The following is a 12657-nucleotide window of genomic DNA, read 5'->3' on the forward strand; positions in this document are numbered from 1 at the left end:
CCGTCCGCGGAGGTACGGTTTGTCGTCATTGGGCTCTATAAACGCTGAATAGATGATTGTCAGCCTTGCAAAACCCCGAATTGTCGTCGCAATTTCATTGCCATGCGCCCTGCCCTGCTCGACCCGCTCTTTTCACCGCTCAACACCCTACCCGGCATCGGCCCGAAGATCGGCGAGCTATATGCCCGACTTCTCGGCCGCGAAAGCATCGAAGACTGCCGCGTCGTCGACCTGGTTTTCCATGCGCCGCATTCGCTGATCGATCGACGGCAGCAGCCAGGAATCGCCAATGCGCCGCAAGGCGTCGTCGTCACGATCACCGGCCGCGTCGATCGCCATCAGCCTCCACCGCCGGGCAAGCAAAACCTGCCCTACCGTATCTTCCTGCATGACGACACCGGTGAACTGGCGCTCACCTTTTTCCGCGTCAAAGGCAACTGGCTGGAAAAATCGCTGCCGGTCGACGAAACCGTGATTGTCAGCGGCAAGGTCGACTGGTTCAATGGGCGGCCGTCGATGGTTCACCCGGACTATATGGTAAAGGCCAGCGAGGCGGACAACCTGCCGCTGGTCGAACCGGTTTATGGCCTGACGGCCGGTCTCTCCGCCCGCATCTTGCGCAAGTCGATCGAGGCGGCCGTCGCCCGCGTGCCTGACATGCCCGAGTGGATCGACGGTGCGCTTGCGGACAAGCAGGGCTTTCAAAGTGCCGCCGACAGCTTCCGCGCTCTGCATGAACCTCGCGACGCCACCGATATCGACCCGCAGGCGCCGGCGCGCCGACGGCTCGCCTATGACGAATTCCTGGCCGGCCAACTCTCCCTGGCCCTTGTTCGCCAGCGCCTGCGCAAGGTTACCGGGACGCCGGTGCATGCGACAGGCAAGCTGTCAGGCCCTGTCACCGCCGCACTGCCCTTCTCGCTGACCACGAGCCAATCGACTGCGATTGACGATATCCTCAAGGACATGGCCGGAAACGACCGGATGTTGCGGCTGCTGCAGGGCGACGTCGGCTCCGGCAAGACCATGGTTGCACTGATGGCGATGCTGGCGGCGGTCGAATCGGGCGGCCAGGCCGTGTTGATGGCTCCGACGGAAATCCTCGCCCGGCAGCATTTCGCGACGCTGTCGAAAATGGCTGCACCCGCAGGCATTACGATGGATGTTCTGACGGGACGCACCAAAGGCAAGGAGCGCGACGCGATCCTGGAGCGCATTGCCTCCGGCGAGACGCGGATCGTGGTCGGCACACACGCCCTGTTCCAGGATACGGTCAACTACGACCGGCTGACGCTTGCGGTCGTCGACGAACAGCACCGCTTCGGCGTCCACCAGCGCCTGCGCCTGACCGCCAAAGGCATCTCACCCCATATGCTGGTGATGACGGCCACGCCGATCCCCCGCACGTTGGTGCTAGCGGCCTTCGGCGACATGGATGTCTCCAAGCTGACGGAGAAGCCGGCGGGTCGAAAACCCATTCAGACGGTTACCATCCCGACCGAGCGGACCGACGAGATCGTCGACCGCCTCGCTGCAGCCCTCAAGGAGGGCAAGAAAGCCTATTGGATCTGCCCACTCGTCGAAGAATCCGAAGCGATCGACGTCATGTCAGCGGATGAACGTTATCAGGGTCTCTCCAAGCGCTTCGGCCGGGATGTCGGTCTCGTGCACGGCCGGATGAACGGCGCGGAAAAAGACACCGTCATGCTCGCCTTCAAGAACGGTGAAATCCGCCTGCTCGTGGCCACGACCGTCGTTGAAGTCGGCGTCGACGTGCCGGATGCCACCATCATGGTGATTGAACATGCGGAACGCTTCGGCCTGGCGCAATTGCATCAGTTGCGCGGCCGCGTCGGCCGTGGCGACGAAGCATCGACCTGTATCCTGCTCTACAAGAGCCCGCTGGGTGAAACCGGCCGGGCAAGGCTTTCGATCCTGCGCGACAGCGAAGATGGCTTTCTGATCGCCGAGGAAGATCTGAAGCTGCGCGGCGAAGGCGAACTGCTGGGAACGCGCCAATCCGGCACGCCCGGCTTTCGTATCGCCAGCCTCGAAGCGCATGGCGATCTGCTCGAAATCGCCCGCAAGGACGCGGCCTATCTGATCGAGCGGGATCCTGATCTTACATCGCCCCGTGGGGAGGCGCTTCGAACCCTGCTCTATCTCCACCGCCGCGACGAAGCGATCCGCTTCCTGCGCGCCGGCTGAAGCCTCAGGCGCTCTTCTGCTGGGCGATCTGGAGCGGTGGAGCGTTGGCGAGCGGCTTGTAGTCCGGTGCGACGAGACCGCCAGAAATCAAGAGCTTGGCCGCATCCTCGGCGCTCATTTCAAGCGGAATGATCTTGTCGCGGGGTACGAACAAAAGGAAGCCAGCGGTCGGGATCGGTGTCGGTGGCAGGAACACGGTCACCATATCCATGCCACGCTCGGAGAATTTGGCGGCGACTTCGCCTTTGACATCCGTGGCGATGAAGACCAGCGACCAGAGGCCGGGGCTCGGATATTCGATCAAGCCCGCCTTCTTGAACGAGGACGACTGCTCCTGCAGCACCGTCTGGAAGATCTGCTTCAACGACTTGTAGATGGTGCGAACGAGCGGCGTCCGGCTGACGAGCGATTCGCCGAAGGCAACGATCGAGCGACCGACCAGATTGGCTGTGAGGAAGCCCACCAAGGTGATGACGATGAGTGCGACCAGAAGCCCGAATCCGGGAATAGCCACAGGCGAATAGGTATCCGGATTATAGAAATTCGGCAGGTAGGGCTTCACCCATCCATCGGCCCACTCGATGAAGGTGCGCACCAACCAGACGGTGATGGCCAGCGGCGCGCAGATAATCAGCCCCGTCAGGAAATAGTTCCGCAACCGGGTCGCAATATAGCCGCTCTTCGAATTTTCGCCCATGCCTCTTCCGTTTAAACCTCACTCAGTGCCGAAAGCCGGATGATAGGCAACCGTACCTGTCGGTACCGCGCCGGAGAAGGCCAGCGCCATGAAGTATTGCGGCGCACAACCTGGGAATACAAGTGAAGATTCGTGTCGGAATCTGAACTTTTGGTAATAGTCGGGATCGCCCACGACCACACAGCCCAAGGCGCCGTCAGCGGCAAGCATCGCTAGCCCTTCGCGGATGAGCCGACTGCCAATCCCGTTTGCCTGGCGCTCCCGCATGACGGCCACCGGGCCAAGCCCAAACCAGCCTGCTGCCGGCGGCGTAAGGGTCACCGGCGAGAAGGCAACGTGGCCGACGATCTGACCTTCCTCTTCGGCGACGAGCGAGAGCATCAACGCGCCCTCGCCCCGAAGGCGTTCGATGATGAAGGGTTCGCTCTGGTCGCTGTGCGGGTGCCCCTCGAATGCGGCGGCCGTCACGTCGTGGATCGCCTGTTCGTCGCCCGCTCGCTCCGGCCGTATGATGATCATTCGACCGTCACCGATTTTGCCAGGTTGCGCGGCTGGTCGACGTCGGTGCCCATGAACACGGCCGTGTGATAGGCGAGCAGCTGGATCGGCAGCGAGAAGATCATCGGCGCAATGATCTCGTCGACATTCGGCAGAACGATCGTCGCCATCGTCTCGAGCTTCGAGGCGGCCGCCCCCTTTTCGTCGGTGATCAGGATGATGCGTCCACCGCGGGCTGCCACCTCCTGCATGTTCGACACGGTCTTTTCATAGAAGCGGTCGTGCGGGGCGATGACGATAACAGGCATGTTTTCGTCGATGAGCGCGATCGGACCATGCTTCAATTCACCGGCGGCATACCCCTCGGCGTGGATATAGGAGATTTCCTTGAGCTTCAGCGCGCCTTCCATCGCCAGCGGGAAGCTGGTGCCGCGACCGAGATAGAGCACGTCGCGGCACTTCGACAGTTCGCGCGACAGCATCTCGATCTTTGGCTGGATGGCGTTCAGCACCTGGCCCATGATGCGCGGCATTTCCGCGAGGTGGCGAACGAGTGTCTGTTCTTCATCGGCCGAGACAGTGCCACGGGCGCGGCCGGCGCCGATCGAAAGGGCGGCGAGCACCGCCAGCTGGCAGGTAAAGGCCTTGGTCGAGGCAACACCGATCTCAGGACCGGCCAGGATCGGGAACACGGCATCGGATTCGCGCGCAATGGTCGATTCGCGGGTGTTGACGACCGCGCCGATCGTCAGGCCATGGTCCTTGCAGTACCGAAGCGATGCCAACGTATCGGCGGTTTCGCCGGACTGCGAGATGAACAGCGCGGCCGACTGCGGCGACAGCGGGATTTCCCGGTAGCGGAACTCGGAGGCGACGTCGATTTCGACCGGCAGGCGGGCGTAACGCTCGAACCAGTATTTGCCGACGAGGCCGGCGAGATAGGCGGTGCCACAGGCGGAGATCGCCAAACTTGGTACACCGGCAAAATCGATTGAAGCCGTTGTGGCCTTCACCCGGTTTGCGGCAAAATCGATATAGTGGCCGAGCGCATGCGAGATCACCTCCGGCTGCTCATAGATTTCCTTTTCCATGAAGTGCCGGTGGTTGCCCTTGTCGATCATGTAGGCGGCAGCCATCGAGACCTGCCGCGGGCGGTCGACGGCATTGCCGGCGAGATCGAAGATATGGGCGCCGTTGGCGCCGATCACGGCCCAGTCGCCATCGATCAGATAGGTGATCTCATTGGTAAACGGCGAGAGCGCGATGGCGTCGGAACCCAGGAACATCTCGCCCTTGCCGTGGCCGATCGCCAGCGGCGGGCCGTTGCGGGCCGCCATGATGGTAGACGGGTCGTCCTGAAACAGAATGGCAAGCGCATAGGCACCTGTTACACGCTTTAGCATCGCATGCATGGCTTCACGCCGGCCGAGGCCGTCGCGACGGAACTTTGCCAGAAGATGCGCCACGACTTCCGTGTCGGTCTGCGTCTCGAATGTCGCACCGTCGGCGATCAGTTCGTCCTTCAGCTCGGAGAAGTTCTCGATGATGCCGTTGTGGACCACGGCAACGCCATCGGTGAAATGCGGATGGGCATTGCGCTCGGTCGGGGCGCCGTGCGTCGCCCAGCGGGTGTGGGCGATGCCGATCATGCCGGCCAGCGGCTCCTCGCGCAGCCGGGCCTCCAGATTGACCAGCTTGCCTTCCGCCCGGCGGCGCTCAAGCGTACCGGCATTGATGGTCGCAACGCCGGCCGAATCGTAGCCACGGTACTCCAGGCGCTTCAACGCATCGACAAGTCGCTCCGAGACCGGCTGGTTTCCAACGATGCCAACAATTCCGCACATAGTCGTCTCCAAATTCGTCCCGCGCCGTTTCGACGCCCCAATCGACAGCGCGGAAGTCCCGCCCGGAGCGTTGCCTTGGTAACGCATTTGCCGGACGAGGCAATCCGCCCCCGATTTCACTTTCGGTTTCAGTATTTAACGCGAACCTACTCGGCTGCCTTGGCCGCCTTTTTCGCGGCCTTCTGTGCCTCGTAGCGTTCGCGCAGGATACGCGCCCTGCCCGGCTTGATCTCCTGTCGTGCGCGGCCGAAGGCCACGGCATCGGCCGGCACATCCTCGGTGATGACACTGCCGGAAGCAACCAGCGCTCCGTCACCGATCGTCACCGGTGCAACCAGCGAGGAATTCGAGCCGACGAAGGCATTCTCGCCGATGCGGGTCTCGTGCTTGTTCACGCCATCATAATTGCAGGTGATCGTGCCTGCACCGATGTTGGACCCGGCCCCGACGAAGGCATCGCCGATATAGGTCAGATGGTTGACCTTGGCGCCGGCGCCGATTTCCGCCTTCTTGACCTCGCAGAAATTGCCGACCTTCGACTTTTCGCCGAGATCAGCCCCGGGGCGCAGACGTGCATAGGGTCCGACCGTTGCGCCGGCGCGCACCGTCGCTCCCTCGATATGCGAGAACGCATGGATGATGGCGCCGCTCTCGACGCGAACGCCCGGGCCAAACACGACATTCGGCTCGATCAGCACGTCCTGCTGCAGTTCCGTGTCCCAGGCGAGGAAAACGGTCTCCGGCGCGATCATCGACACACCGGACAGCATCAGCTCATGCCGGCGGCGCTGCTGCCAGAGCCGCTCGATATAGGCGAGTTCCGCCCGGGTGTTGCAGCCGGTCAGCTCTTCCTCTGGCGCCTCGACGGCGATGGCGCGGCCGCCGATCGCCCGCACGATCTCGACGAGGTCGGTCAGGTAGTACTCGCCCTTGACGTTGGCATTGCCAATACGATCGAGCAGATCGAGCGCCTTGTGCCCATCGATCGCCATCAGGCCGCCATTGCAATAGGTGATGCGGCGTTCTTCTTCGGTTGCGTCCTTGTGCTCGCGGATCGCGATCAGCGCGCCGTCCTCGACGATCAGCCGGCCATAGCCCGAAGGATCGGCGGCCTCAAAGCCGATGACCACCACATCGTTGCCGGCGGCCAGGCCGTCGCGCGCCGCCTTGAGAGGCTCAGGCGTGATCAGCGGCGTATCGCCAAAAACCACCAGGATGTCATCAAACCCCTTTGATATCGCCTCGCGCGCCGCCAAAACCGCATGTCCCGTTCCGAGCCGCTCCTTTTGCAGGAACGAAGCGATCGATACGCCGTCGATGCCGGCAGCACCTGAAACAGTTTCGGCGTCGCGCCCGACGACGAGAGCGACGTCGGAGATCGATGCACTCGACAGGGCGGCAACCACATGGGCGATCATCGGCCGGCCGGCCACCGGATGCAGCACCTTCGACATCGACGATTTCATCCGCGTGCTTTCACCCGCAGCCAGAACAATCGCCAGGCAACTCCGTTCCATCCAATGATCTCCTTGGTCTTTTTCTTGAGAACCAGATCCGGTCGCCCGATTCGGCCCCTTCCTATCAGCAACATATTGCGGGAAGCATAATTCACACAATCACGTCACGTTAACCCGCTTAAAACCCGATGATGGCATAAGGAGAAGCGGAGCCTGCCTCGGCAACCCATGCGCGTGCCTCGCTCCCCCGGGGAGAGAAGCAGTAATGCATGCCAGCACCGATCTCGACGCAGCGGCAAAGCCGTTCAACATTGCTCGGGCTGCAATCCGGTCGCCGCTTGCAGCGCTCGTTCTGGCGCTCATCCTCCTGTCGCTGCTTCTCACGGTCACGATCCCGCAGCCGATCGGCCCGATGTTCTGGGATCATTATCTTTATCTCGACGCCGCCAATCGCCTTGCTGACGCGCAGATCCCCTCGGTCGACTTCTTCGCACCGGTCGGGGCGCTCGGCTACTATCTCTTTGCAATCTTGCTGTCGGTTTTCCCGAACGGCCATCCCTTGCTGCTGGCCAGCTGGTGCCTTCTCATCGTCACCGGGCCATTGATCGGCCTGGTGGTGCTCGACATCCAAAAGCGTTCGCGCGCGCTGGCCTACACCATCCTGTTGCCGTTCCTTCTCTTTTCCATTCTCCCGTTCAACACCGGCGACTTCTACCCCTATCCGGGATCCGACGGCTTCGGCATCTACAACCGTCAGGTCTGCCAACTGCTTTACGTGCTCGCAGCGGCGCTGATCTATGTCCGCAATCCACGTACCCTCGCTGTTGTTGCCGCGGGAGCGATGATCGCACTTTTTTTCGTGAAGATCACCGGCGCAATCGCCGGTGTCATCCTGTGCTTGATGGCATTCGCGGCCGGACGGCTCGGCCTGCGCTCGGCGGTCACCGCGGCCCTGATCTTCTTCGGCATTCTTGCCGCTATCGAACTGTCGCTCGGCGCGGTATCGGCCTATGTCGCCGACATTCTGGCTTTGGTCGACGTCAATGACGGGATCCTGTTGGCGCGCCTGCTTCAGGCTGCATCGCTCAACGCCGGACTGCTTCTGCCCGCAGGCATTCTCTGCCTCGCCCTCTTCTTTTCCGCGTTGCCGGCCTATTCCATGTCAATGCGGGACGCTTGCCGACGGCCTTCGATCGCTGCCATTCGCAAAGTCTTCGATCAGAATTTCTTGTGGCTCGGTGCCTTTGTCGTTGCCGGCATCCTGTTTGAGAGCCAGAACACCGGCAGCCAGGCCTTCATCTTCCTCTACCCGCTGCTTCTCAAGATCACACTCGATTGTGTCGCGAATGGCTCATCCAGGCGGCAGACCATTGCGGTTTTTATCCTCGCCATCGCGGCGGCGCTGCCACCTATGACAACTGTCGTCCAGAAGAGCGCGCGCGCGTGGATCGGCGCCGTCAACAATATCCGGATCGAGAGCCGCAATCTGAAAACCATGGGGGCTGTCAATGTCCGCCCGATCCTCTCGCTGCGGGCCGAACGGATGCGAGACACCTATCTTGCCGAGCCAGGCGCCTTTGAGGCACTGGCCGACATGGGCGAATTGCCGTCATTCCTGCTTTACAGCGATTTCGACTTCCAGACCGGCTGGCTGACGAATGTCGATGATGCCATCGATGCATTGCGTACCTATGAGCACGCCAATGGCGTTCGCTTCGACACGATCCTCAATATCGATTTCGCCAATCCGTTTCCGTGGCTGATGGATCGCCACGCGCCGAAACGCGTCGCCATCGGCGCAGATCCGTTCCGCGCAATCCCGCCACCGGACTTGGAGGTGCGCGCGGCAGTCGCTGCCGTGGACATCGCACTCGTGCCGACCTGCCCGAGCACAAACGTCAACAGGACGCTGCTGTCGCTCTACCTGCCGAGCCTCGAGGCTGGCCACACGCGCATCACGCTGACGCCATGCTACGACGCATTCGTCCGCAACGGCCTGCGCCCCGGCGAAACGGCCGCCGGTTCATAACGATCACGCCTGCGGCCTCAGTCTGCTCTCGGTCAGAAGCCCGCTTTCCTCCAGGATGGGATAGGCGACCGAGGCTATATGGGCGTTGATGCGCTTCAAATCACGCAGCATGTCGAGATGCAGCGAGCTAGTCTGAAGACTTTCCAGCAGTCCGTCCCGCAGCCGCTCGATATGCCGTTCGGCCGACCGCTTCTCCATGTGGCGGACATTGACCTTTACCTCGATCAATTGCCGGGCGAGATCGGCGTTGCGGGTGACGAAAATGGTCTGAGCAACCCTGAGATTGTCGATCGTCAGGTTGAAGAGGCTCTTCAGCTCCTGATAGCCGTCCTCGGAGAATTTCAGGCCGTTGTTGACCTTCTTGCCGATTTGCTCACAGAGCCCCTTCTCGATGATATCGCCCATATGCTCGAGGTTGATGGCGTAGTCGATGATAACGATCGAGCGGCGGCCATCTTCCGGGCTCAGGCCATCGCGCCCCAGGCGCGATAGGAAAATCTTCACTTCCTGCTGCAGCAGATCGACCTGCTTTTCGAACTTGCCGACATCGCGGATCTCGGACAGATCGTTGTTGTTGAAGGCGGTCTGGGCGCGGATCAGCATCATCTCGATCAGGTCGCCGACCCGCAGCACTTCACGCGTCGCGCCTGAAAGCGCCATGACCGGCGTATGGAGCACGTTCTCGTCGAGGTAGCGCGGCCCGGTTTCGTCCGTTTCGTTATCGGGGATGAAGCGGATCATCAGCCGCGACAGCAGGCCGGCAAACGGCCAGGCAAGGATCGCCACGGCTAGATTGAATGCCAGGTGGATGTCCACCGGCAGGTTCTGCTTCGGCAAAGGCAGGCTTTGCAAGAGCTCGACGCTGACACCGGTCAGAGGCAGCGCGATCAGACATCCGATGGCGCGGACCACGAGATTGCCGAGCGTGACCCGTCGTGCTGACGGCGCCGAAGACAGCGTCGCCATGACAGGCGGGATCGCCCCGCCAAGATTGGCGCCGAGCACCAGCGCAACCGTCAAGCCGACGGAGAGAATGCCGGCCGTAGAAAGGGAAAGCACCAGCATCACCACGGCAAGGCTGGAGGACGAGGCGAAGGCAAGGCCCGCGGAGATGATCAATGCCACAGGCCAGGCGCTATCGAGCATGCCGAGAAACGCGGCCAGCGCCTCGGATTCGCGCATCGGCTCGGTCGCCAGGCCAAGCAGATGCAGCGACAGCAACATCAGGCCAATCCCGACAAAGGCCGCACCAAGACCCTGCCGGGCGTTCGAGCGGCTGACGCGATGCAGCACGACGCCCACCAGAATGATCATCGGCGACAGCCATTCGATGCCGGTGGCGACGATCCAGGCGGTGATCGCCGTGCCGACATTGGCGCCAAGCAACACGATCTGCGCCATGCGCGAGCGAATGAGCCCCTTTTCCACGAAGGATGAGGTCATCAATGCCGTCGCAGTCGAGCTTTGCAGAGCAATCGTGGCGACGAGACCGGTCAGGAACGATCGGGTCGGGCCGCTCGTTCCCTGTGCGAGGCCAGCCCGCAGCTTCGCCCCGAAGGCGCGCGTGACCCCTTCCTTGACCAGGGAAAGGCCGAACAGCAGCAGTGCTACCGCTCCGAACAGGTTGACCATCACGATTGTCGATTGCATGGCATGTCTTTCCGCAGGGCCGCATGAATCGCCTCGCCCCGATACGCGCAACCATAGTTCCTAAGTGTTTTCGATCTCAATCCAACACCGGCAAATTCGTCGTTTTTTCGGTCAAATTTCTGTTGCCGGCTAATAAATCCGACATCCGTTTTGTCAGCAACGTCTTCCCGTCGATGGCCATCGACGTCGCAGACAGCGATCTCGGCTCTCAAATTCGTCAGCGGCCCGAAGTCCCTGCGAATCACATGATTGCCCGCGATCTTCGGCTGGCGCGCAATTTGCGGCATTGCGCCCTTCATTTCCTGTTTCGTTTGTTTTAAGGAACGAACTCGTTTGGCTCACAGCCACCGCACTGCAACGAGGTTTCTGCCCCATGCTCGAATTCCTGAGAAAAGCCGCCCAGACCTGGGTCGTCAAAGGCCTGCTCGTCATTCTCGTGCTGTCTTTCATGGTGTGGGGCGCATCGACATCGATGATCGCGAACCAGTCGGATGCCGTGGTCGTCGTCGGTGACGTCAAGGTCAAGGCTCCGGACTTCCGGCTCGCCTACGAGCGCCAACTTGCGCTCGTTTCCCGCCAGCTCGGCACGCGCCTGACGCCGCAGCAGGCCAAGGCATTCGGCATCGAGCAGCAGGTTTATTCCCAGCTCGTCGCGGGTGCTGCCCTCGATCAGCTAGCCGGCGATATGAACCTTGGCCTTTCGGAAGACCGGCTGGCCAAGCTCATCGCCGAAGACCCGGCTTTCCACAGCGTCAACGGTCAGTTCGACCGCCTGACGTTCTCGAGCGTGCTGCGCAATGCCGGCCTTCGCGAACAGGATTACATCAACAACCGCAGCCAGGTCGCCGTGCGCTCGCAGATCGTCGATGCCCTGTCTGACGGTTATATCGCGCCAAAGGTGCTGAGCGACGCGATCGGCTCCTATCGCCACGAAAAGCGCTCGATCGACTACGTCCTGCTGTCGAACGCCAACATCGATCCGGTAAAGGCACCGGGCGACGACGTTCTCGCCCCCTGGTACGACAGCCGCAAGGCAAACTACCGCGCGCCGGAATACCGCAAGATCACCTACCTGAAGCTTGCACCCGAGGATCTTGCCGATGCGACGGCGGTGGTCGATGCGGACGTTCGTGCCGACTACGACAAGCGCAAGGACAGCTTCCGCACCGAGGCGACGCGCACGATCGAACAGCTCGCCTTCTCCTCGCGTGAGGCGGCAGACGCCGCGGCAGCCAAGCTCGCAGCCGGCACGTCCTACGACGACATCGTGAAAGCCGAAGGCAAGACGTCTGCCGACGTTCTGCTGGGTGACTTCACCACCGCAAGCGCTCCGGACGCAAAGATCGGCGAAGCCGCGTTTGCGATTGCTGCCGATGGCGGCACGTCGCCCGTTATCGATGGTGCCTTCGGACCGGTGATCCTGCGCGTGACGAACATCCGCCCGGAGACGGTTCGCAGCTTCGACGAGGTCAAGGAAGAACTCCGCAAGGAGATTGCCCTCTCCAACGCGCAGAACGAGATCATCGGCCTTCATGACAAGATCGAGGACGAGCGCGCGACCGGTGCTTCGCTCAAGGACATCGCCGAACTGCTCAAGCTGAAGGTCGCGACCGTCGACGGCATCGATGCGACCGGCAAGGACATGAATGGCGATGAAGTCGCCGGCCTGCCGGAGCCGAAGGCTCTGCTGCCGGACGCCTTCAAGGCTGAAGTAGGCGGAGAAACCCTGCCTGTTAACATCGGCCGCGACGGCTACGTCTGGTTCGACCTCGACGAAGTGGTTCCGGCTCGCGACCGCACGCTCGACGAAGCACGTGACGAAGTCGCCGCAGACTGGACTGCAGAACAGCAGCGCACGGCTCTCGCCACCAAGGCGACCGAACTGAAGCAGCGGATCGAAAAAGGCGCGACGCTCGCCGATATCGCAACCGAGCTTGGCCTTGCCGTCGAAACAAAGACGGGATTGACCCGGTCGACGTCTGATGCGGCGCTGAGCCCGGCCGCCGTCGCTGCTGCCTTCAGCGGCCCGGACGGCCACGTCGCCAATGCCGCCGGTATCGGTGGCGATGGTCAGATCCTGCTGCGGGTCACCTCGATCGAGAACAACGGCCCGACCGATGCCCTGGAAGACGACAGCCATCAGATCCAGGCCATGGCCCGTGCCAGCGGCGACGACATTCTCGACCAAATGGTATCGACCCTGCAGTCGGCCTACGGTGTTTCGATCAATCAGACGCTTGCCGAAACGGCTTTGGCACAGAGATAAGCGGCAAG

9 protein-coding genes are annotated in these 12657 nt (G+C 61.9%); 4 read left to right on the plus strand and 5 right to left on the minus strand.

Going from position 1 to position 12657, the window contains the following annotated elements; all coding sequences use genetic code 11:
- Positions 1-102: 102 nt before the first annotated feature.
- Positions 103-2208, plus strand: a complete 2106-nt coding sequence (gene recG, locus ASD03_RS13330) for an ATP-dependent DNA helicase RecG (protein WP_025427008.1) — start codon at positions 103-105, stop codon at positions 2206-2208.
- Between the two features lie 4 nt (positions 2209-2212).
- Here recG and ASD03_RS13335 read toward each other — a convergent pair whose 3' ends face one another.
- From ASD03_RS13335 to glmU, 4 genes are all read right to left on the minus strand, one after another.
- Positions 2213-2905, minus strand: coding sequence for a DUF502 domain-containing protein (locus ASD03_RS13335; RefSeq protein ID WP_025427007.1), 693 nt, complete (start codon positions 2903-2905; stop codon positions 2213-2215).
- A gap of 18 nt (positions 2906-2923) precedes the next feature.
- Positions 2924-3421 carry an N-acetyltransferase gene (locus ASD03_RS13340; protein ID WP_025427006.1) on the minus strand — a complete coding sequence of 166 codons (498 nt, stop codon included), beginning with the start codon at positions 3419-3421 and terminating at the stop codon, positions 2924-2926.
- Positions 3421-5247: a glutamine--fructose-6-phosphate transaminase (isomerizing) gene (gene glmS / locus ASD03_RS13345; protein ID WP_025427005.1), complete on the minus strand. Its 1827-nt coding sequence runs from the start codon at positions 5245-5247 to the stop codon at positions 3421-3423. Before glmS ends, ASD03_RS13340 begins: the two co-directional genes overlap by 1 nt.
- Positions 5248-5393: 146 nt before the next feature.
- A complete protein-coding gene (gene glmU, locus ASD03_RS13350; protein WP_025427004.1) occupies positions 5394-6764 on the minus strand; it encodes a bifunctional UDP-N-acetylglucosamine diphosphorylase/glucosamine-1-phosphate N-acetyltransferase GlmU in 1371 nt (456 codons plus the stop codon).
- A 205-nt stretch (positions 6765-6969) separates the two neighbouring features.
- On the opposite strand from glmU, the gene ASD03_RS13355 reads away from it, so the two are divergent.
- Complete coding sequence (locus tag ASD03_RS13355; protein WP_025427003.1) at positions 6970-8733, plus strand: hypothetical protein; 1764 nt, start codon at positions 6970-6972, stop codon at positions 8731-8733.
- 3 nt (positions 8734-8736) lie between these two features.
- Here the strand turns inward: ASD03_RS13355 and ASD03_RS13360 are convergent, their stop codons facing one another.
- Entirely contained in the window at positions 8737-10383 is a 1647-nt protein-coding gene (locus ASD03_RS13360; RefSeq protein WP_025427002.1) for a Na/Pi cotransporter family protein, read from the minus strand.
- Positions 10384-10406: 23 nt separating this feature from the next.
- On the opposite strand from ASD03_RS13360, the gene ASD03_RS13365 reads away from it, so the two are divergent.
- Positions 10407-10703 (plus strand): hypothetical protein, encoded by a 297-nt coding sequence (locus ASD03_RS13365; protein WP_057209401.1) that lies wholly within the window; start codon positions 10407-10409, stop codon positions 10701-10703.
- A gap of 53 nt (positions 10704-10756) precedes the next feature.
- Positions 10757-12649 carry a peptidylprolyl isomerase gene (locus tag ASD03_RS13370; protein ID WP_057214167.1) on the plus strand — a complete coding sequence of 631 codons (1893 nt, stop codon included), beginning with the start codon at positions 10757-10759 and terminating at the stop codon, positions 12647-12649.
- The last annotated feature ends 8 nt before the right edge of the window (positions 12650-12657 follow it).

Source organism: Ensifer sp. Root127 (assembly GCF_001425225.1).
GTDB lineage: Bacteria > Pseudomonadota > Alphaproteobacteria > Rhizobiales > Rhizobiaceae > Ensifer > Ensifer canadensis.